This is a genomic window from Psychrobacter sp. T6-4 (assembly GCF_052258425.1).
Lineage (GTDB): Bacteria > Pseudomonadota > Gammaproteobacteria > Pseudomonadales > Moraxellaceae > Psychrobacter.
On sequence record NZ_JBQQEZ010000001.1, the window covers coordinates 377,069 to 396,794 of the forward strand.

The window sequence follows — 19,726 nt, forward strand, 5'->3', positions numbered from 1 at the left end:
AGCAAAAATAATAGCATAAAAAACGCCACTGATATCAATCGATAGCAGTGGCGTTGGTATAGCGCTTGTAGTACTCACATTTGAGCTATGGGCTCAATAGTGTTTAGTACATACGAGTGGTGCGGATAGTTTCGCGTTGCAACTTCTTTTTATAACGCTTTACAGCAGCCGCTTTTTTGCGCTTGCGCTCTTGCGTTGGTTTTTCATAAAATTCGCGTTTGCGTACGTCTGATAGAACGCCAGCTTTTTCACAAGCACGCTTAAAACGGCGGATAGCGATATCTACGGGTTCGTTTTCTTTAACCTTAACTGCAGGCATGAAGACTCCTTATTGGGATGAGATACAAAGGCATTAGTTTGGCTGTGTATTAGTATTTAGCCGTAACATCTCAAGATTACAGGCATCAGCTCAAACTAGGATAACTTGTGCACGGTGCACAAGGGCGGTAATTATACTCAAAAATACCTACAAAGTCAAAGCTTAATCTTCTTATGTGATAGCTATACTGACTCATCTCTGAGGGTTATAACAATAAGCGCTGAAATAAAATAAGCACTATAAGCTCTAGCTAAATGTAATGACCGCGCACAAAAAGTCCATACGGTTTATACGTATTAAAAGCAGTTTATGGTATGATAATTTTATAGTATCACAACATATTCAGATTGATTTAAACAAGGATTTTAGGATGAAAAAGACAGTACTAAATGCATCATTATGGACAGCGTTGCTCATCGCTTCAGGCTTAAGTCTTAGTGCTTGTGGTGGAGGGGTAGATTCTCATGATGTTTTTGCTGTTGAACGTGTCAATGCTGCAGCAGATCAAGCTCGCGCTAATGCTCCAGAAGCTGAGGACTTTGAGTTTCCAGAGACTGCGCCTATGGTTATCGCTGAAACTGACGCTACAGAAACTACCGCAATGGATGATGCAATGGCAGCACCAGCTGATGCCGCTGCCCCTGCTGAGGACTTAGCGGTCAACGTGGGTGCTGAGCTATATAATAAGCAATGCATGGCATGTCATGCGACAGGGTTGCTCAACGCCCCTAAATATGGTGACGCAGCCGCTTGGGGACCTCGTATCGAAAAAGGTGTTGATACGCTAACATCTCATTCAGCCAACGGTTTTAATCAGATGCCAGCTCAGGCTTATAACGGCGTGACCGAAGATCAGATCCGCCAAGCGGTCGAATACATGATCGATGCAGCCAGCTAATAGGCTATAAGTAGAGGGTTGTCTTGCGCTAATTTTTGTATGTATAAGGAGCTATGATGACTAGTCAGCAAAAAGCCTCACCCAAACGTCCGCTAGTCAAAGGGATTTTGATAGCCTCTAATCTTAGCTTGTTCTTTTTATTGAGTGCTTGTAGTAGCGATGAGCCTGTTAGTGACAGTGCTACAGTTGAAACGACTACGGCTGATCCTGAGGTAGTAACAGTAGCGCCAGAAACAGAAATTGTAGCGGCAGTCGAAACTGACTCTGTAGCGCCAAAAACAGAGGTCATTCAGACAGACGCTACTGAGAATGAATCCGCTGACGTCGTTCTTGCAAGTGATGCAGGTGTCACTCTTTATGAGTCAAACTGTAAAGCCTGTCATGCCAGTGGACTCCTCAACGCGCCTAAATACGGTGACAAAGCAGGATGGGCGTTAGCACTACAAAAAGACAAGCAAACCCTATACCTGCATTCTGCAAACGGTTTTAACAAGATGCCAGCGCAAGCTGTAAACGGCGTCACAGAAGCGCAAGTCAAAGCGGCTGTAGATTATATGTTGGCAGCTGTAAGCTAATATCCGCTATTGAAATTTGCTAAGCTAACCGTCATTGTGGGTTCACAGTGACGGTTTTTTATGGCTGCTGTTTTGGACTAAGTGATAATACAATCGGCAGCACCGTAAAAGCCATGACAAAGGATAAAGTATGAAAGTATTGGGACTTGAGACCTCTTGTGATGAGACCGGTCTGGCTATTTTTGATAGTGAGCAAATCAGCAGCGATAATAAAGGTCTCGTTGGGCAAGTGTTGTACTCTCAGGTAGAGCTTCATGCTCTCTACGGCGGGGTGGTACCTGAGCTTGCCAGTCGTGATCATATTCGTAAACTCGTCCCACTACTTAACGAATTGCTTGCGCAGTGCGATATCGAAAAAAGCGATATCGATGCGATCGCCTACACCAAAGGTCCAGGTCTGATCGGCGCGCTGATGACGGGCGCGTTATTTGGGCGCAGTTTGGCTTATGGCTTGGATATTCCTGCGATTGGGGTGCATCATATGGAGGGGCATTTGCTGGCACCACTTATGGGCGCAAATCCACCCGCATTTCCTTTTGTATCCTTGCTCGTCTCTGGTGGTCATACGCTCCTGATCGCCGCACATGGTATTGGGGAGTATGAGATACTCGGTGAGTCGATAGATGATGCAGCGGGTGAGTGCTTTGATAAAGCTGCCAAGATGTTGGGTTTGCCATATCCTGGCGGTCCCAATGTCGCCAAACTAGCAGAGAGTGGTGATCCAAGCGCTTACGATTTACCGCGCCCTATGCTCCATCGCGGCTTGGACTTTTCGTTTAGTGGTATGAAAACCGCGGTGCATAATTTGATCAAAGATACGCCGCACTCAGGAGGCTCAGGTCATAAAGATGAGAGCGACTCACAAGTGCGTGCCGATATTGCTGCGAGCTTTCAACATGCAATGGTCGATACGCTAGTGAAAAAATGCGTTAAAGCCCTCAAGCAAGTAAATATGAATAGGCTAGTTATCGCAGGCGGCGTCAGTGCTAATACTCATCTGCGCGAAACATTAGAGACTGAATTGGCAAAGATGGACGCAACTGTACATTATGCACCGCCTGCGTTATGCACGGATAATGGCGCGATGATAGCCTACGCAGGGTACGAGCGTTTGCAAGCTGGGCAGTCTGACGATCTGGCGGTGAGCTGCGTACCGCGTTGGCCGATGACAGAGCTGCCTGCACTGTAAGCGTTCTATATAGTTTTCTCATAGCCTTAAATCATAAAAAAGGATAACGCGATGCAATGGCTAGCCATAGGTGTAGGAGCAGCGATTGGTGCGTGTCTGCGAGCATGGCTGTCCCGCTTTAATATAGCGCACAGTTGGATACCACTGGGCACATTGGGCGCGAATGTCTTAGGTGGTCTGCTGATAGGCCTTGCACTCGTATGGTTTGAGCGGATGGGCAGTGGTCTGTCGGATAATGTCCGCGTGTTTGTGATCACTGGCTTTTTGGGCGGACTGACGACCTTTAGTACCTTTAGTGCTGAGGTTTTTGGCTTTATTCATGATGGGCGTTTGCTGGCGGGTTTAGCCCTGATAGGGTTACATGTTGGGCTGACTTTATTGGCTACTGCTGCTGGGTTTTATTTTTTTAAAATGGTTTTGTGAACTACGATTGATATTAGTTGATATATCAAAATAGATATAAATCTTGTTTACCTGTATCTTATAGGATACAATAATTCTATGTACTCAATATATACCACTGAAGTTTTTGACAAATGGTTTAATAAACTAAAAGACCAACAGGCAAAAAGACGCATACAGGCTCGAATTGATCGAGTTGAAGATGGAAACTTTGGAGATTCTGAACCTATCGGTGAAGGTGTTTCTGAACTACATTTCTTCTTTGGTTCTGGCTATCGAGTCTATTATTGCACGCAGGGGCAAAGAGTCGTTATTTTACTAGCAGGTGGAGACAAATCGACTCAAAGTAAAGATATAAAAATTGCCCTTCAATTGGCAAAAGAGTTAGAGAAGGAGTTATAAATGACTATTAAACTTCGAAAATGGGATAGTGCTGAGCATCTTAAAACTGATGAGGACATGCAAGCTTATCTACAAGCTTGTATTGAAGAATCTAACAACGATGCCGCATTTATAGCAAAAGCTCTAGGTAATATCGCTAGAGCCAAGGGAATGTCACAGTTATCAAAAGATACAGGATTAGGTCGAGAGAGTCTCTATAAAGCACTCTCTGGTGAAGTCAATCCAAGTTTTGACACGATTATTAAGGTTGTTAAAGCTTTAAATTTACGTCTGGCAATTTAAGATATCGAGCCTTTCTTAAATTAACTTGTGTTTTTATTCTGTAGTTAATAGTTTAATTATAGCATTCTATTTTGAATAGGCTGTTTATTTATTATCAAGTCGGTTTTGGTGGTTCCAGTGGGGTATGCCTCAATTTTTAAACAGTATTTTAAAGTCTCGCACGTATTAGTGGTTTTGCTGTAATAGAATCAATATTTTCCTCTATCAGACTCCAATTTTTTATGTATTTTTCGTATTTAGTTGGCAAATTATCATCATCGACTAGAGCCAACATATAATATCCGTCAACGATTATTGCTATAAAATTATTCCCACTATCAACCACAATATATCCACCATTCATCATTTGCATCATAGACCGCGATACTTTTTTTAAATAAATGATGTTCATGGGTGTTTTAGCAATCATAAGTGGTTCAAATTTCTCAAATTCATTTTTTGAACAGTCATTATTGAGTGGTAACCAAAACAGAGAACTACCTATATAATTGAACTCATTAATTAAATCTGATAATAAGTCGAACTGATATGGATTGTCATAGTAATTGGAGAAATCCAAGAGCTGTACTTTATTTGGACAAAAATTTGTATTAAAAGTCGCTCGATTTAGGTCTACAGCTTTTACTACGCCATATAACCATGCGATTTCCTCTTTATTCAAGCAGTCATAAAAGTCTTTGATTGGGTCATTGTCTTTAATCCATGGTCTATCTAGCATATTTAGTCCCCACACTTGTAGAACCACTTAGTTTTACCATATATTTCTGATAGGAGTCTGTAGCCCGTAGTTTCGGTGGAGCTTGCGACACCCAACACGATAGATTAAGATTAACTTAACTATACCGCAATATCGCAGACACTACGTTCAAGGCGCTAGCTATTTTTTAGCCGTTAACCTCGCTGATAGATCAAGTGACTTGCTAATCAAAGAGATTGAGACACTACGCTACGCTTTCAAAGTCGTAAAACAAAAACATCCTTTTTATATCGATGCTATCGTTATTCTACCCGATCACTTGCATATGCTATGCACGATACCAAGCGATGATGCTAATTATTCTGAACGTATTAAACTGATTAAATACTATTCCTCTTATCGTATCGTCAAAACCGAGCATATTTCAAAGAGCCGTCGTAAAAAAGGCGAGCGTGGTATTTGGCAAAGACGATTTTGGGAGCATTGCATTCGTAATGAAGCAGATTATCGTATGCACATAGATTATATCCATCTGAACCCAGTCAAACACGAGTATGTTAAACGGGTTCAAGATTGGCAATATTCATCGATTCGTAGCGGATAGTTTATTACCTGTAGATTGGGTGGTTGAATAACTCTCCAATATATAAATGTTGGGTGTCGTAAACTCCACCCAACCTACGTGTTAGGGAATCATCATGGAACCGGCTTAACAATCCCTTCCAATAAACTCGCAAACCCTTGCATATAAGCTGTATCTTGGTTTGAGCTACGCGTCGCGGCATAGAGTTGACAATGCACGCCATCACCTAAAGGACGCGAGACCACCCAGCCTTTTTTCTCGTATTCTGCAACCACCCAATCGGGGAGGGCGGCAACTCCGCGCTCACTAGCGACTAGTTGAATCAACATCGCGGTTAGCTCAGTGGTGCGGATACGCTTAAAGCTCACATCGCATGGTGTCATAAAGTTGGCAATGATATCTAAGCGCTTGGCTTCAACGGGGTAAGCTATCAAGGTCTCATCGATTAAATCATTAGGCTCAATAACCTGCTGCGCTGCCAAATCGTGTGTTGGCGATAACACCAAACGACTCTCATACTCAAATAATGGCTGATAGCTGATACCGTCTATCGGTAGATTGCTCGTGGTAATCAACAAGTCAATATCACCCTCAACCAGCAAATGATGCGGCTCAGGCTCAAATCCTGTAGCAAAGTCCAGCTCGACATCGGACCATTCGCGGCGATATTGATTGAGTATCGGCATTAGCCAGTCAAAGCAGCTATGACATTCAGAGGCTAGGCGCAATCTGCCCGCTTGCCCATGAGCTAAGCGCTTGAGGTTAGATTTGGTACGGGTGACTTGCGGCAAGATACTATCAGCGAGCGCCAGTACCGTCTTGCCTGCTGGAGTAAAGCTAAGCGGGCGCGTACGACGATTGACTAAGCTGATGTCGTAGTAGTTCTCTAACTCTTTGAGCTGATGGGAGACCGCAGAAGCGGTGACGTGTAGCTCATCGGCTGCGGCGGCTAGCGAACCGTGTGCGCGCAGCGCGGTTAACGTATTAAGATGGCGAAGCTCTAACATAGCGTATCTTTATATTTAAGATGAGATGGATTCATTATAGTAAATATCACAATGAATTTCTTTCAGATTTATAGTTTTCTATTTGATATTAACGCTTGCGTAATAGCAATTGCGAGATAATAACTAAGATCAAAGACGCTGCGAGCAGTAGTGTACCGATAGCATTGACCTCAGGCTTAAGTCCTGAGAAGCGTTAAAAAATTGCACTGCAATTTTAGCTTTGCAAGGGTAATTCTTTAAATAGAATTTCCAAGAAGCTTTTGTAAGGTTTTAAAGCTAGTCTAAAAGCGCTAGCCTACAACAGCTAATATTAAACTAAGAATGGCGTATTAAAATTACTACGCTTAGCGACGACGCAATAAGAGCTGCGAGATAATGACCAATACCAATGAAGCCGCTAATAACAGTGTGCCAATGGCATTGACCTCAGGCTTAAGACCGACACGCACCATAGAATAAATACGCAGCGGCAAGATCTCATAGCTCGGACCCGTGACAAAGGTAGAGACCACCACATCATCAAGCGACAAGGTAAAGGCGAGCAACCAGCCCGCCATCACCGCCGGGAAAATCACCGGAATCAAAATGGTACGTACCATGGTGGACTCAGAAGCGCCCAAATCACGTGCCGCTTCCATCAGCCGCTCGTCCAAACTACTTAAGCGCGCAAAGACAGTGATAACGACGAAAGGTAAGCAAAAGGTGATGTGTGCCAGTAGCAAAGACACAAAGCCAAGCTGCAGACCAATTAATAAAAACAATGCTAGTAAAGATATCGCCAGCACAATCTCAGGCGACATCATCAATACAAATAATAGTCCGTTTAATAGCCCTTTGCCGCGGAACTGATAGCGGTGTAAGGCGAGAGCCGTCAGTGTCCCAATCAAGGTTGAGACCGTTGCCGCGACCAATCCCAACACAATGGAGTGCCAAAACGCATCAAGCATGGCTTGGTTATTGAACAAAGACTCATACCATTTAAGGCTAAAGCCGCCCCAGTTGTAGCTGATCTTTGACTCATTAAAAGACATCACAACCAAGACAATAATGGGCAAATACAGTAGCGTATAAATGAGTCCCAGATAACCTTTGGCGGCGATACGGCCTATCTTTTGTGTACGTAGGCTCGACATTACGCCACCTCATTGAAGTCAGTTTTGCCGATACGCTTACTACTAGCGCGATAGGCTAGGAGCAACACCGCCATCGCTAACGTTAACAGCACACTCGCTGCCGCGCCGAACGGCCAATCACGCGCATCCAAAAATTGGTTTTTGATGATATTACCGACTAGCAAATTGCGCGAGCCGCCTAAGACATCAGCGACATAGAACATCCCCATCGCCGGCAATAACACCAAGAGTACGCCTGAGATAATCCCCGGCGTGGTCAAGGGCAGCACCACATGCCAAAAGGTTTGCGTTTTTGAGGCGCCCAAATCTTGTGACGCCAGCAGCATATCATCGCGCAGATCCGTAAACACGGCATAGAGTGGCAACACCATAAAGGGAAATAATAAATACGTTAAACCCGCGATGACCGCGCCTTGCGTATATAAGATATTAATAGGGGTATCGATTATGCCAATGCCAAGCAATAATTTATTAATCAAACCGTTATTGGCAAATAGTAATTTGAGCGCATAAGTTCGTACTAAAGAATTGGTCCAAAAGGGCAATATCAATAACATCATCAGTAACGCCTGCCAGCGACCATTTGTTTTGGAGACGAGCCAAGCAAAGGGATAACCAAGCAGCAAACAGATCACGGTAGTAATCCCTGCCATCCAGAGTGAATGAACGAAGACCTCAAAATATAGCGGATCAACTAGGCGTATATAGCTCTCAATAGTGACCGGCAAGCTGATAAACGCGCTACTATCACGGCTCAAAAAGCTCACTGCAATGACCAAGATATTAGGCAACAGGGCAAATATTAGTAGCCAGCCCCAAATTAGCCACAGCGTTGCAGTACGAAAGGGGCTTTTGCTGCCCAAATTGAAACGGCCATGACCTGCCATCAGCTGCCATCCTTTTCGTTATCGACGTTGTCATAGCCATCATTCGTGTCGCCATGAGTGTCATCAGGCAATACCCACTCCCAGCCATCAACCCACGAGACTTTGACGCCTTCATTTAACTTGTAATCAAAACTAGGATCGTCCTCGTCAAAGAATTCTGAGGCTTTAATCACATGACCGTTTTCAAGCTCAATAATAGAGTCAAGCGTACTGCCTTTATAATTACTTTCAATGACGCGGCCCAGCAGTCCCGTATGCGTCATATCATTAGGATCATAAATGCGCAGATCCTCAGGGCGCAGGAGTAAATTGACGATATCGCCGACTTGAACGGCTGTCGCAAACGCAGGGCGGCGCAAATTACGCAGGGTCGTCGGGCCGTCTTGCGCTTCGCAAACTTCAACCTCAATACGCCCGTTAGTGACGCGACCATCGCGATCTGGTTGCTTTAAGTTCACGCCTTTAACCTCAGCTTTAAACAGATTGGCTTCACCGATGAACTTGGCGGTAAACAGATTAGCAGGGGTCTCATAGATTTCAATAGGCGTGCCGATTTGCTGAAACCTACCATCTTTCATCACCGCAATGCGATCTGACATCGATAAGGCTTCTTCTTGATCGTGAGTGACAAAGACAAAGGTAATACCCAGCTCACGTTGCAAGCGTTTAAGCTCTGATTGCATCTGCAAACGCAGCTTATGATCGAGTGCTGATAACGGCTCATCGAGTAGCAACAATTTAGGGCGATTGATGACCGCGCGCGCGATAGCCACGCGCTGCTGCTGACCGCCAGATAAGTCTTGCGGGCGACGATTAGCCAAGTGCTCCATCTGCACCATCGCTAGCATCTCGCGCACCCGCGTCTGAATCTCATCCTTTGGGACTTTTTTGAGCTTAAGTCCGTAAGCGACGTTTTGCGCGACGCTCATATGCGGAAACAGCGCATACTGCTGAAATACGGTATTGACAGGGCGTTTATCAGCGGATAGACCTGCCATCTGCACGCCGTCCAAAACGATGGCACCTGCTGTCGGCTGCTCAAATCCTGCAATCAAGCGTAGCAAGGTGGTCTTGCCGCAACCAGATGGACCTAGCAAAGTTAGGAACTCACCGTGCTTGATATCGAGGTTGATGTCGGTCAGCACTTGCGTCTGATCGTAAGATTTTTTGACCCCTGTGATTTGCAGCAAGCTATTACTGTCAGTAGGCGTGTTTTTATCATAGTTAGAAGCGCTGTTGGCGCTTGCTGAGATGACAGTTGCTGGCGAGTTGGTCATAAAGCGGATTCCTAAGCTTTTAACAATAGGCTTGTGAATATTTATATCAAGTATACCGACGAATATAAGATAAGCGCGGGGTTTGACTTGCGTCAACGGTTAGATATTATAACAAACCTACCCAATGAATGACCCAAATCTCATTATGAATTATGCAAGTGGCTTATAGCCAAACATTGAGACAAACATTGAGACAAACATTTTTTACCCTGTTTTTAACATTATTGCGATACAATTGTTTTTGTTCACTAGGTAGGTTTTAAAACTTGTGCCCCTCATCTCAAAACAAGGACGTCCTATGACTACTCAAACCGATAATAATCGCCCAGCAACGGGTCAAGAAGTACTGGCGCTACTCAAAGAAGGCAATGCGCGTTACGTTGAGAGCTTAAATACAACAGACCCTTGTATGCAAAGGCGGCCTGAGCTGGTCAGTGTGCAAAATCCACTAGCGATTATTCTGGGCTGCTCAGATGCCCGCGTCCCTGTAGAGATTGTTTTTGATCAAAAGCTTGGCGAGCTTTTTGTGATTCGGGTGGCAGGAAATGTGGTCGCGCCCTCTCAAATTGGCTCTGTTGAATTTGCTGCCGATCAATTCGATACCAAGCTTGTCGTCGTTCTTGGGCATTCGCACTGCGGCGCGGTGACCGCTTGCGTCGACGCGCTGATCAATCCTGACAAGTACTACTCGCCCAACTTGCAGTCGATCGTCGATCGCATCCGCCCCAGTGTCTACAACCTGCATGAGCTTGCTACTGCCAACGGGCAAGATGTCGACGCTGATGAGTTGGTTGAGCGCTCTATTAGCGCCAATGTACGCATGTCGGTCAGCCAGCTTCGTCACGGCTCACGTATTTTAGAAGACTTATCTGGTAGTGGTCAATTGCTCATCGTCGGCGCTGAGTATGACTTAGAGACAGGTGAGGTGCGCTTTTTAGACAATTAAATGTATAAGCTCAATCTAGGTTTATCATCTTAATTTGAATTTATGAGCTTAATACAAAACGCCATCAGTACCCGCGGCGATTTTTATTAAGATGAGTAACACTTTTAAAAAATAGGAATAATAATGTCAAAGGTATTAAGTCCAGATACGAGTAACGCGTCGATTGACCAGCCCAAGAGCAGCGTACAAGCGGTAGGGGTTCAGCCTATATCGGCTCAAACCAAAGGCTTTAATTTTAATCACACCATGCTACGCGTCAAAGACCCCGTCAAATCGCTTGAGTTTTATACAGGCGTGCTCGGTATGACCTTACTTGCCGTCAAAAAATTCCCTGATATGGGTTTTGATTTGTACTTTTTAGCCAAGCTTACCAAAAGCGAGCGTGATACTCTGCCCGCAGGTGACGATTTAGCGATTTATGCCTTTCGTCAGCGCGGTATTTTGGAGCTTACGCACAATCATGGTACCGAGACCAAAGATGACTTTAGCTATCACGATGGTAATGAGGCGCCGCAGGGCTTTGGACATATTTGCTTTAGCGTACCTGATTTAGAGGCCGCTGTAGAATGGTTTGATAGCAAAGATGTCGCTTTCAAAAAACGACCAGAGGAAGGCAGTATGAAAAATATTGCCTTTATCAAAGATGTCGATGGTTACTGGATTGAGATCGTACAAGCGGACTTGATGGATTAGTAATGCCCGATTGACTAAAACAATAATGACTGGAGTAATCTTTTTATGGCAACTACTGAGGGTGATCCTACCGCAACTGAGACTGCCGCAACTGAGACTGCCGCAAACACAGCAATACAAAGCGCTGACCCTGTGACTTATCATACCATTACAGATACAGCGAACGATCTACTCAGTAGTTTCGTCGAACGCATCCCGTACTTAGTTGCGGCGATTATCGTGATCGTAATCTTTTGGCTATTGTCTATCGTCTTCAAAAAAATCGTTCGCAAACTACTGGGCAGCCGTAGTCGGCATCAAAACCTTGTCAAAGTATTTCAGCGCATAGGCGGCGCATTGATATTTTTTATCGGCTTTATGATCGCTATGGTCATCGCCTTACCAGGATTTACCCCAGCCAAACTTATCGGCGCGCTTGGTATCGGTTCGGTTGCCATTGGTTTTGCCTTTAAGGATATTTTTCAAAACCTACTATCTGGTATTTTATTATTAATATCAGAGCCGTTTCGCATTGGCGATCAAATTGTCTCAGGTGATTTTGAGGGTACGGTTGAAGACATCAAAATCCGCGCCACGACCATTAGAACTTATGATGGACGGCAAGTTGTCATACCCAATTCAGATCTGTATACCTCGGCTCTAACGGTCAATACCGCCTATAAGCAGCGCCGCTTGCAAGTTGAGGTGGGTATCGGTTATGAGGATGATATCGAAGAAGCCAAGATGGAGATTATCAAGGCATTACAAAAGGCGGATACGGTATCAACCAAAGCGGATCCAAGTATCATTGCCACAGGTTTTGGTGGGTCATCTATGGATATGACAGTACGTTGGTTTATCGAAGATGGTACGCAAGCCAATAAAGTGGCTTCCATTCATCAGGTCATTGTTGAGATCAAAAAAGCACTTGATGCGGCAGACATTAATATACCATTCCCGATACGCACGCTAGATCTGAGCGATCCGTCGGTAAAAGCTACGGTCGAGCAACTCAGCAAAAAGGATGCTAAAGATCAAGAAGGTGAAAACAAAGTAGATGTGGATAAAATTATCACAGAGTAAATATCTGGTGTTGAGGCTGATACATCGATGACGAAAAGAGTGATCACTCTTGGCATTATGAAACTTGCCGTAGCTGGCGAAGAGAGTGACGTTGCCTTGGATAAAACAATCGAAGCTGCGACGGCTCGGTTCAACCAAGTCGTGCAGCATAAGCTAGACATTCAAATCGAGTCATTCTCTTTTACAGGACTCAGTTTAACTCCTGATCAGAACGGCTATCGAGCGCTCGATTTTGTACAGATTGGCATCAATGAAAAGACTGAGCGCAAGCTTGCATTTATGTTGATTATTACCGATGTAGAAATCGCTGCCGCCTCTATGTCTTATTTACTTGCGCTGCCCTCTCAGCTTACTAATGTGGCGGTAATCTCTACGCGTCGTTTGCTCGATTCTGAAGTTACGCAAGAGGATAGGCTTATCAAGCGCTTAACTCACCTAATGCTACAGTGCTTTGGTCGACTGTTAAACCTAAAATATACGCAAGAGCCGACTAATTATTTGGCTTATGTGCAAGTGCCTGATGACCTTGACGCTATGCAGGCCTTTACAGCCGCTCAGTACCAGCAGATGGCTGAGAGTCTTCCACAAGAGGCCAATGATCGTTACTCTGAGGGGAGTAGGTTTTCTTTTGTCATTCGGCATATCCTAAGCAATATTCCAAAGATTGTTCGCGGAGCCATCAGAGCCAATCCGCTACGCCTTGTTACCAAACTACCAACCATGATTGCGACAGCGCTTTCAGTGATTATCGTACTTATCTTTGGCGGGGAGACTTGGGATTTTGCCGCTTCAGTGTCTTACAGTCAGCTAGCGGTTTTTGTCGTCTCCAGTTTTTTGGCAGCAACTTTTGTGCTCTACCGCGCTTTTTCCTTTCAGCTCATATCTACGCGGCGAGGGCAAACCTCAGAGAGCTCGGTGGTCACGGCTGCGGCTACCTATTTGGCACTAGTATTAACGCTGATTTGTATGTTCATCATGTTTGGAGTGCTGATGTATGGTGTGGTGGTGTTCGTATTTCCAGATCCCTTGATGAGTACGTGGACCTCTGACAAAGATGGAGCTTCCCTTGCAGCTCATATACGCTTGGCAGCATTCTTGGCGGCTGTAGGAGTGCTATCAGGCTCGCTTGGCGGATCGGCGGATTCGCGCTCAGTGGTACGCAATGTGTTGTTTGCAGCTGATGAAACGTGATAGCTTGGGAACAAGCTACTAATAAATCTCACTAAAAGAACCGCTATATCATTTAATATAGCGGTTTTTTTGTACTTGCTCACTGACTACAAACGTAGGCACCTTAGTCGGTTTTAACTTTAAAGTCAGTATGACAAGACTTACAGCTGGCACCAACATCACCAAAAGCGGGCTTGAAGTCATCGACACTGGTCGCTGTTTGCGCAACCGCATCAAGCTGTGCGGTAACTTGCTGAAACTTCTCTGATTCATTGACGAAAGTGGCGTTGTCGCTCCAAACGGCTTCTGTCGAATTACCAATGGACTCCGCGTTACCAAAATGTACCCAAGGGCTTTTTGAGGCTTCTGCCAAAAATGAGGTTTGATCTTTGAGTACTGCCGCATCAAAAGTATCAGGCGCTTTGACCATATCGCCCATAATTCCCATTGCGTCACTGTAGCTTTTCATAATGTCTTGTCGGGCTTTGATATCAGGATCAGTAGGACTGCTACAAGCGCTTAAACCGACTACAGCGCTTAGTAGCGCCGTGCCAGCGACTGCTCTTAATGATGTGGCTTTTAAAGTTTTGTTTTTTAATAGGGTGTTAGTACGAACCTGTTCCATAGGTCACTCTTCCTTATTTATACAATGATTAAATATGCAGGGTTGGTGGTTAAGATAGTTTTTATTAAAAACAAGAAAGGGCAGTTGTTGAGCTCTTTTTTATTCATTATGCCAACTAAGAGTGCAAAGTCAACCAGTCACGTGGTTTTAAATAGTAATCGGTAAGCTCAAACTCAGCAGTGCCAGGCTCAGGCTCAAAACGGTAGTGCCAGCTGGCAAGGGGCGGCATACTGACCAAGATGGACTCAATACGGCCATTGCTCTGTAGCCCAAATAAGGTACCGCGATCATACACCAGGTTATACTCAACATAGCGACCACGGCGATAGAGCTGAAATTCGCGCTGCGCCTCGGTATAGGGCTCATCTTTACGCTTATCAAAGATAGGGAGGATGCCATCGAGATAACCGTTGCCGACCGCTTTCATAAAGTCAAAGCAGCGCTCAAAATCCCAACCTCGGCTCTGGGTATTGACATCATCATAAAACAGGCCGCCGATACCGCGCTGCTCATCACGGTGGCGCAGATGAAAGTACTCATCACACCACTGTTTAAAATCAGCATAAATGTTCTCGCCAAAAGGTGCGCATAGATCGTGACAGACCTGGTGCCAGTGCACGCAGTCAGCGAGCACAGGATAAAACGGCGTCAAGTCAAAACCGCCACCGAACCACCAAATCGGATCCTCACCCGGTGCTTCGGCGACAAACAATCTAACGTTGGCATGGCTAGTTGGGACGTTTGGATTAGTGGGGTGCACCACCAGTGATACGCCCATTGCTTGTGCTTTGCGACCAGCGATATCAGGGTGACGAGCTGTCGCGGACGCCGGCAAGTTATGGACATGAATATGGCTGAACATAACGCCTGCTTTTTCGATAACTTGACCGCCCGCAAGCACGTTTGAGCGTCCGCCGCCGCCCTCAGGACGTTCCCAATTATCGGGAACAAAGGTAGCACTACCGCCGCCGTCACGCTCCTGAGCTTCTAGCGCCTGACAAATTCGCGTCTGCAAATCGACCAAAAACGCGCGTACGCGCAGGATGCTCTTGCTGGTCGCTCCACTGTCAGTAGTCGTTATTGCTGATTTGTCGTTTGTGTCGCTCATAATAATTTTTCACTTATAATGCTTCGCTTATAGTTTGTCACTTCTTATAGTTTGTCGCTTATAGTCCTGCGCTTACAATCTTGGTACTTGTACTACTATTGAAGCGTATTACTGATTAAAATGCGTTTCGGTATTGATGTCTTTATCCAACAGGTGTCCCATGCGGTCACGCTTAGTCGCTAGATAACCGGCGTTATCCTCTGTGATACCGACGATTGAGGGCACGCGCTCTACGACGTCGATACCGTGATCGGTCAGATAGGTGACTTTGTTAGGATTGTTGGTGATGAGGCGTACTTGATTGACGCCAACGTGTGCCAGCATCGGCCCGCACATATCATAGATACGCGCATCAGCAGGTAGCCCTAGTATCAAATTGGCATCCAAAGTATCATGACCTTGATCCTGCAAGGCATAAGCGCGGATTTTATTGGTGAGTCCTATGCCGCGGCCTTCTTGACGCAGATATAATATAGCGCCGCAACCGGACTCTTGTACCGCTTGCATAGCCATATTAAGCTGAGGCCCGCAGTCGCATTTGAGTGAGTCAAAAGCGTCACCTGTAAGGCACTCTGAATGAATGCGTACAAGGGGAATCATAGAGGCACTAGCATCTATATCTTGTGCGGCAGGCAGGCCAACGGTGAGCATGACATGCTCCTGACCGTCTTCGTTTTCAAAAACATGAATATCAAACTCGCCGTAACGAGTCGGTAATTTGGCACTAGTAATAAATTGATATGACATTGAGATCCTGCATAGGCCGGTTATCGTGGCAGTAGAGGAGAGTGTTGTAGAGCGTATTTAAGGTCAACTTGGAACCTGTATTAGCCTAACGATAATTTTAGACTTATATAAGGCATAAGTTCTCGTTTACAATAAGCCTATGACTTAAGGCTGGCAAAGGAGTGCTTCACTTATGTGGTGCTTGAGGCCAATTAATAACACGCTGATAGTAAATAGAGCAAACTAGTATAACCTGTTCTGAAGCAAGCGACTAAGTTTAGGATAAAACACATAAAATTCACAGACCAAACACGATGACTTCAGCGACTGTCAAAAAAAAATGCTATTATGCCATACTATTTTGCCCAGTACAGTGACAAGTGTTTACCCGTAGATTACTATGGCGTCACGAACTTTCACGACCCATGCCCGATAACAAGGCATAATGTGGCAAGTTATCGCAGCGAATAAAGTAGGTAATACTAGGGTCTGTTTGAGCAAAAAAACAAATAAAGATTTACCTCTTAAGCTTATGTAAGCTAAAGGTATATCACGTCAAGCTTGATAGGTATCGTACGGTTTATGCAGCAGTCAACTCATCCCCTACAGTCTCAGTCAGCATCTGCAGCGCACTCTATTGCTGATGCGCCTGTGTACCCATCAGCTTTGCAGCAAACTTACGATACTATTCCGCGCACGCGTCCATCGACTCCGCTACTAGACACTATTGACGCGCCTGCTGATTTAAATGACTTAAGTTGTGAGCAGCTTATTACATTAGCCGATGAGCTGCGTCTGTTTGTACTGTATTCAGCAGGTCAAAGCGGCGGTCATTTTGGCGCAAACTTGGGCGTCATTGAGCTGACGATTGCACTGCATTATCTGTTGGATATGCCGCAAGATCAAATCGTTTGGGATGTCGGTCATCAAGCTTATGCTCATAAAGTATTGACTGGTCGCCGTGATAAGCTTGGCTCTATTCGTGCCAAAGATGGTCTAACCGCTTTCCCTGAGCGCGGCGAATCTGTATACGATACCTTTGGCGTGGGACACTCCTCGACTTCTATCTCAGCTGGGCTTGGTATGAGCCTTGCGCTGCGTTACCAAGGTCGCGCGCAGACTGTTGCTTGCGTTATCGGCGATGGTGCGATGACAGGTGGCATGGCGTTTGAGGCCATGAATGATGCGGTGCAGCAAAACGCTGATCTGCTAGTCATATTAAATGACAATGATATGTCGATATCCTGCTCTATCGGTGGGTTTTCACGGCATTTAGCGATGCTGTGGGAGTCAGGCTATCAGGTAGATATCGCAGAAACGGGCGAGCCTGTCTTGCGTCATAGACCTAATATGCGTGATTTTGATCGGCGCAAACGCCACAAAGCCATGCGCGATGTTCCTAATTTAGAAGACAACTTGTTTAAAGCTATAGGCTTTACCTACTTTGGCCCCTTTGATGGTCATAACATGCCTGAATTATTACGGGTGTTATCGAGAGCTAAACAAGTCAAAGGCCCAGTCTTGGTACATATTTATACCACCAAAGGTCGCGGCTTTGCGCCTGCTGAAGCGGATCCTGTGGGTTATCATGCGATTAGTAAGCTGGCTGGTGATACGCCAAACAATGATGTCGCCAAAGACAGTCCAGCTAAAGCACCAGCACTAAAATTCTCGCAAGTATTTGGGCAGTTTTTGTGTGATAAAGCTGAGCAAGACGATAAGCTGTTAGCTATTACGCCTGCGATGGAGGAGGGCTCAGGGATGACCCTGTTTGCCCGCCACTATCCTGAGCGCTTCTTTGATGTAGCAATCGCTGAGCAGCACGCGGTCACGCTGGCAGGCGGCATGGCAACCCAAGGGGTCAAGCCTATTGTGGCGATTTATTCCACATTTTTGCAGCGCGGTTATGATCAATTAATTCACGATATCGCTTTGCAAGATTTGGACGTGATGTTTGCTATCGACCGTGCAGGGTTAGTCGGTGAAGATGGTGCAACCCATGCGGGTATATTTGATTTAGCCTTTATGCGCTGCGTACCTAATATGATTGTCGCGGCGCCAAAAGATGAAAACGAGTGCTACCATCTACTTAATACTTGTTATGAGTATCAAGGGTGCAGCGCGGTTCGTTATCCACGCGGCACGGGCACAGGCGCCCTTATCGTTAAGCCTGCTGAGCAGTATAAGATCGGACAAGCCGTTATTGAGTCAGTATTGGGTTCTAGTGAGGCTCAGATTAAGCTGATTTTGCTAGCGTTCGGAACTAGGGTTGCGACAGCTGAGCAAGCGGCAAAGGTGTTGAGTGCTGAGCAAGCCGATTGTCAGATTCAAGTGGTCAATATGCGCTGGGTCAAGCCTTTAGATAGTGAGATGATAGAGTCGCTAATTGAGCAAGGCGCGACGCATATCGTAACGCTTGAGGAGCACGTCATCATGGGCGGGGCTGGTAGCGCGGTCAATGAGTATTTGCTCAATGAGTCAGTCGCTTATCAGCGTCAGCGACCGGTAGTACTCAACATCGGTATAGCCGATCAGTTTGCCGCTCATGGCTCGCAAGCCGAGCAGATCGCAGACTGCGGCTTAGATGTCACAGGCGTAACCTCTCAGCTCAAAGGTTTGTTATCTTCGTAGTCTTATATTCTACTGAAAATATATTTATTAGCTTTAAAAGTTTTAGTACGACGCCTGCTTGCCGCAGGTGTAAATTATTTTACAGTGTGTCTTAAATGGCTTTGGCTACGGCTAATGCTTTCGTTTTATTCATTGATTAGGTAAAAGGTTATTTATGGAACCCATGGTCGTCATCGCAGCGCGTGCTGCTGAAAAAGTTGGAAAAGAGATCTTGCATGCGCATCAAAACCGCCACAAAATCGAGTTCGATACCGAATCTAAAGGTCTTGATGGCTTGGTCACTCGTATCGATCGCTTTAGCGAAGAGCTGACGATTGCGACGCTCAAAAGCAGCTATCCGACGCATTCATTTTTGGGTGAAGAGTTTGGTATGCAAGAAGGTCGCGGCGAAGACGCTGATTGGTGCTGGATTATCGATCCGCTCGATGGTACCAAAAACTTCGTCCACGGGGTTCCGCAGTTTTGTGTGTCTATCGCCGTGCAGCATAAAGGCGTCACTCAGCACGGCGTTATCTATGATCCCGTTCGTGATGAGATGTTCTCAGCGAGTCGCGGTAAAGGCGCGCGTCTTAATCAGCGCCGTATTAATGTCAGTGAGCGCAAAACGTTAGAGGGTGCATTATTTACCACAGGTCATCCGCTAGAGCGTAAACGTAACGGCGAAGTCATCTCTTATGCCAAAGAGCACTTTGAGAGCTTGCAAAAGGTCTGTGAAGCGGGCGGTCAAATTCGCCGCCTAGGCTCAGCCGCCCTAGATCTATGTTACGTAGCAGCAGGGCGTTTTGATGGGTATTTTGAGATGTCTATCAAGCCTTGGGATATTGCGGCAGGTGAGCTGATTGTCACCGAAGCGCGCGGCGTGGTTGTCGATCATACGGGCGCGCATAACTCTATGACTACAGGCTCTATCTTTGCCTGTAACGTCAAACTACTCAAGCCACTAATGCAAATCGTTGTCCCGGCTTGGAACGACGCCATTTAATATCATTTATTAATAATCACAAAAAAGCTGACTTCAAAATGTGAACTGCCCCCCGAAACTTGGACGGTTTAAGTTTATAACAAGGACTGAGTTCTGTACTGTACAGGGCTTAGTCCTTTTAGTTTTAGCTGA

23 protein-coding genes are annotated in these 19,726 nt (G+C 45.6%); 13 read left to right on the top strand and 10 right to left on the bottom strand.

The genetic code is table 11. The features are described 5' to 3' along the window. Positions 1–103: 103 nt before the first annotated feature. Positions 104–319 (bottom strand): 30S ribosomal protein S21, encoded by a 216-nt coding sequence (rpsU, locus tag ACTXGE_RS01665; protein WP_025651930.1) that lies wholly within the window; start codon positions 317–319, stop codon positions 104–106. 370 nt (positions 320–689) lie between these two features. Between rpsU and ACTXGE_RS01670 the strand changes: the two genes are divergently transcribed. From ACTXGE_RS01670 to ACTXGE_RS01695, 6 genes are all read left to right on the top strand, one after another. Further along, the gene (locus ACTXGE_RS01670; protein ID WP_435950139.1) at positions 690–1,217 is read left to right on the top strand and encodes a c-type cytochrome; all 528 of its coding nucleotides are present in this window, start codon (positions 690–692) and stop codon (positions 1,215–1,217) included. Positions 1,218–1,270: 53 nt separating this feature from the next. Next, positions 1,271–1,792 (top strand): c-type cytochrome, encoded by a 522-nt coding sequence (locus tag ACTXGE_RS01675; protein ID WP_435950140.1) that lies wholly within the window; start codon positions 1,271–1,273, stop codon positions 1,790–1,792. Positions 1,793–1,922: 130 nt separating this feature from the next. Next, complete coding sequence (tsaD, locus tag ACTXGE_RS01680; RefSeq protein ID WP_443541124.1) at positions 1,923–2,981, top strand: tRNA (adenosine(37)-N6)-threonylcarbamoyltransferase complex transferase subunit TsaD; 1,059 nt, start codon at positions 1,923–1,925, stop codon at positions 2,979–2,981. A gap of 51 nt (positions 2,982–3,032) precedes the next feature. Continuing rightward, complete coding sequence (locus ACTXGE_RS01685; protein ID WP_443541123.1) at positions 3,033–3,404, top strand: CrcB family protein; 372 nt, start codon at positions 3,033–3,035, stop codon at positions 3,402–3,404. Positions 3,405–3,482: 78 nt separating this feature from the next. Beyond that, entirely contained in the window at positions 3,483–3,785 is a 303-nt protein-coding gene (locus ACTXGE_RS01690; RefSeq protein WP_443541122.1) for a type II toxin-antitoxin system RelE/ParE family toxin, read from the top strand. Continuing rightward, positions 3,786–4,067: an addiction module antidote protein gene (locus ACTXGE_RS01695; RefSeq protein ID WP_317199524.1), complete on the top strand. Its 282-nt coding sequence runs from the start codon at positions 3,786–3,788 to the stop codon at positions 4,065–4,067. It begins immediately after the preceding gene. 148 nt (positions 4,068–4,215) lie between these two features. Here the strand turns inward: ACTXGE_RS01695 and ACTXGE_RS01700 are convergent, their stop codons facing one another. Next, positions 4,216–4,785, bottom strand: coding sequence for a hypothetical protein (locus tag ACTXGE_RS01700; protein WP_443541121.1), 570 nt, complete (start codon positions 4,783–4,785; stop codon positions 4,216–4,218). A gap of 121 nt (positions 4,786–4,906) precedes the next feature. On the opposite strand from ACTXGE_RS01700, the gene ACTXGE_RS01705 reads away from it, so the two are divergent. Beyond that, complete coding sequence (locus ACTXGE_RS01705; protein ID WP_443560258.1) at positions 4,907–5,368, top strand: REP-associated tyrosine transposase; 462 nt, start codon at positions 4,907–4,909, stop codon at positions 5,366–5,368. Between the two features lie 92 nt (positions 5,369–5,460). On the opposite strand, the gene ACTXGE_RS01710 is transcribed toward ACTXGE_RS01705, so the two are convergent. The 4 genes from ACTXGE_RS01710 to potA all read right to left on the bottom strand — a co-directional run bounded on the left by ACTXGE_RS01710 (position 5,461) and on the right by potA (position 9,651). Continuing rightward, positions 5,461–6,354 carry a LysR family transcriptional regulator gene (locus ACTXGE_RS01710; RefSeq protein WP_443541120.1) on the bottom strand — a complete coding sequence of 298 codons (894 nt, stop codon included), beginning with the start codon at positions 6,352–6,354 and terminating at the stop codon, positions 5,461–5,463. 344 nt (positions 6,355–6,698) lie between these two features. After that, positions 6,699–7,487: a spermidine/putrescine ABC transporter permease PotC gene (gene potC / locus ACTXGE_RS01715; protein ID WP_443541119.1), complete on the bottom strand. Its 789-nt coding sequence runs from the start codon at positions 7,485–7,487 to the stop codon at positions 6,699–6,701. Then, positions 7,487–8,374, bottom strand: coding sequence for a spermidine/putrescine ABC transporter permease PotB (gene potB / locus ACTXGE_RS01720; RefSeq protein ID WP_443541118.1), 888 nt, complete (start codon positions 8,372–8,374; stop codon positions 7,487–7,489). Before potB ends, potC begins: the two co-directional genes overlap by 1 nt. Next, positions 8,374–9,651, bottom strand: a complete 1,278-nt coding sequence (gene potA, locus ACTXGE_RS01725) for a spermidine/putrescine ABC transporter ATP-binding protein PotA (protein ID WP_443541117.1) — start codon at positions 9,649–9,651, stop codon at positions 8,374–8,376. The genes potB and potA overlap by 1 nt, the downstream gene beginning before the upstream one ends. A 298-nt stretch (positions 9,652–9,949) precedes the next feature. Here potA and ACTXGE_RS01730 point away from each other — a divergent pair, with 298 nt between their 5' ends. From ACTXGE_RS01730 to ACTXGE_RS01745, 4 genes are all read left to right on the top strand, one after another. Then, positions 9,950–10,597, top strand: coding sequence for a carbonic anhydrase (locus tag ACTXGE_RS01730; protein ID WP_317199518.1), 648 nt, complete (start codon positions 9,950–9,952; stop codon positions 10,595–10,597). A 123-nt stretch (positions 10,598–10,720) separates the two neighbouring features. Further along, positions 10,721–11,290 carry a lactoylglutathione lyase gene (gene gloA / locus ACTXGE_RS01735; protein ID WP_435950151.1) on the top strand — a complete coding sequence of 190 codons (570 nt, stop codon included), beginning with the start codon at positions 10,721–10,723 and terminating at the stop codon, positions 11,288–11,290. A 45-nt stretch (positions 11,291–11,335) separates the two neighbouring features. Continuing rightward, positions 11,336–12,352 (top strand): mechanosensitive ion channel family protein, encoded by a 1,017-nt coding sequence (locus ACTXGE_RS01740; protein WP_435950152.1) that lies wholly within the window; start codon positions 11,336–11,338, stop codon positions 12,350–12,352. Positions 12,353–12,379: 27 nt separating this feature from the next. Continuing rightward, complete coding sequence (locus ACTXGE_RS01745) at positions 12,380–13,543, top strand: hypothetical protein (RefSeq protein WP_443541114.1); 1,164 nt, start codon at positions 12,380–12,382, stop codon at positions 13,541–13,543. Positions 13,544–13,646: 103 nt separating this feature from the next. On the opposite strand, the gene ACTXGE_RS01750 is transcribed toward ACTXGE_RS01745, so the two are convergent. From ACTXGE_RS01750 to ribA, 3 genes are all read right to left on the bottom strand, one after another. Further along, on the bottom strand, positions 13,647–14,147 hold the full coding sequence (locus ACTXGE_RS01750; protein WP_435950154.1) for a c-type cytochrome: 501 nt from the start codon (positions 14,145–14,147) through the stop codon (positions 13,647–13,649). Between the two features lie 115 nt (positions 14,148–14,262). After that, positions 14,263–15,255 carry an oxygen-dependent coproporphyrinogen oxidase gene (hemF, locus tag ACTXGE_RS01755; RefSeq protein WP_443541112.1) on the bottom strand — a complete coding sequence of 331 codons (993 nt, stop codon included), beginning with the start codon at positions 15,253–15,255 and terminating at the stop codon, positions 14,263–14,265. A 108-nt stretch (positions 15,256–15,363) separates the two neighbouring features. Further along, positions 15,364–16,002: a GTP cyclohydrolase II gene (gene ribA / locus ACTXGE_RS01760; RefSeq protein WP_317199512.1), complete on the bottom strand. Its 639-nt coding sequence runs from the start codon at positions 16,000–16,002 to the stop codon at positions 15,364–15,366. 561 nt (positions 16,003–16,563) lie between these two features. Here ribA and dxs point away from each other — a divergent pair. Together dxs and ACTXGE_RS01770 are read left to right on the top strand one after the other, a co-directional pair. After that, positions 16,564–18,612: a 1-deoxy-D-xylulose-5-phosphate synthase gene (gene dxs, locus ACTXGE_RS01765; RefSeq protein ID WP_435950157.1), complete on the top strand. Its 2,049-nt coding sequence runs from the start codon at positions 16,564–16,566 to the stop codon at positions 18,610–18,612. A 154-nt stretch (positions 18,613–18,766) separates the two neighbouring features. Next, positions 18,767–19,594 carry an inositol monophosphatase family protein gene (locus tag ACTXGE_RS01770; RefSeq protein WP_435950158.1) on the top strand — a complete coding sequence of 276 codons (828 nt, stop codon included), beginning with the start codon at positions 18,767–18,769 and terminating at the stop codon, positions 19,592–19,594. Positions 19,595–19,668: 74 nt separating this feature from the next. Here ACTXGE_RS01770 and ACTXGE_RS01775 read toward each other — a convergent pair. Beyond that, the coding region (locus tag ACTXGE_RS01775; protein WP_443541323.1) for an IS3 family transposase at positions 19,669–19,726 on the bottom strand (58 nt) is incomplete at its 5' end.

Excerpts from the sequence above, each read along its gene's own strand:
- potC (WP_443541119.1), bottom strand. The coding sequence starts at position 7,487 with ATGTCGAGCCTACGTACACAAAAGATAGGCCGTATCGCCGCCAAAGGT.
- ACTXGE_RS01745 (WP_443541114.1), top strand. The coding sequence starts at position 12,380 with ATGACGAAAAGAGTGATCACTCTTGGCATTATGAAACTTGCCGTAGCT.
- ACTXGE_RS01690 (WP_443541122.1), top strand. The coding sequence starts at position 3,483 with ATGTACTCAATATATACCACTGAAGTTTTTGACAAATGGTTTAATAAA.
- potA (WP_443541117.1), bottom strand. The coding sequence starts at position 9,651 with ATGACCAACTCGCCAGCAACTGTCATCTCAGCAAGCGCCAACAGCGCT.
- ACTXGE_RS01675 (WP_435950140.1), top strand. The coding sequence starts at position 1,271 with ATGATGACTAGTCAGCAAAAAGCCTCACCCAAACGTCCGCTAGTCAAA.
- hemF (WP_443541112.1), bottom strand. The coding sequence starts at position 15,255 with ATGAGCGACACAAACGACAAATCAGCAATAACGACTACTGACAGTGGA.
- ACTXGE_RS01770 (WP_435950158.1), top strand. The coding sequence starts at position 18,767 with ATGGAACCCATGGTCGTCATCGCAGCGCGTGCTGCTGAAAAAGTTGGA.
- gloA (WP_435950151.1), top strand. The coding sequence starts at position 10,721 with ATGTCAAAGGTATTAAGTCCAGATACGAGTAACGCGTCGATTGACCAG.
- ACTXGE_RS01700 (WP_443541121.1), bottom strand. The coding sequence starts at position 4,785 with ATGCTAGATAGACCATGGATTAAAGACAATGACCCAATCAAAGACTTT.
- ACTXGE_RS01710 (WP_443541120.1), bottom strand. The coding sequence starts at position 6,354 with ATGTTAGAGCTTCGCCATCTTAATACGTTAACCGCGCTGCGCGCACAC.
- dxs (WP_435950157.1), top strand. The coding sequence starts at position 16,564 with ATGCAGCAGTCAACTCATCCCCTACAGTCTCAGTCAGCATCTGCAGCG.
- rpsU (WP_025651930.1), bottom strand. The coding sequence starts at position 319 with ATGCCTGCAGTTAAGGTTAAAGAAAACGAACCCGTAGATATCGCTATC.
- ACTXGE_RS01685 (WP_443541123.1), top strand. The coding sequence starts at position 3,033 with ATGCAATGGCTAGCCATAGGTGTAGGAGCAGCGATTGGTGCGTGTCTG.
- tsaD (WP_443541124.1), top strand. The coding sequence starts at position 1,923 with ATGAAAGTATTGGGACTTGAGACCTCTTGTGATGAGACCGGTCTGGCT.
- ACTXGE_RS01730 (WP_317199518.1), top strand. The coding sequence starts at position 9,950 with ATGACTACTCAAACCGATAATAATCGCCCAGCAACGGGTCAAGAAGTA.
- potB (WP_443541118.1), bottom strand. The coding sequence starts at position 8,374 with ATGGCAGGTCATGGCCGTTTCAATTTGGGCAGCAAAAGCCCCTTTCGT.
- ACTXGE_RS01695 (WP_317199524.1), top strand. The coding sequence starts at position 3,786 with ATGACTATTAAACTTCGAAAATGGGATAGTGCTGAGCATCTTAAAACT.
- ribA (WP_317199512.1), bottom strand. The coding sequence starts at position 16,002 with ATGTCATATCAATTTATTACTAGTGCCAAATTACCGACTCGTTACGGC.
- ACTXGE_RS01740 (WP_435950152.1), top strand. The coding sequence starts at position 11,336 with ATGGCAACTACTGAGGGTGATCCTACCGCAACTGAGACTGCCGCAACT.
- ACTXGE_RS01670 (WP_435950139.1), top strand. The coding sequence starts at position 690 with ATGAAAAAGACAGTACTAAATGCATCATTATGGACAGCGTTGCTCATC.
- ACTXGE_RS01750 (WP_435950154.1), bottom strand. The coding sequence starts at position 14,147 with ATGGAACAGGTTCGTACTAACACCCTATTAAAAAACAAAACTTTAAAA.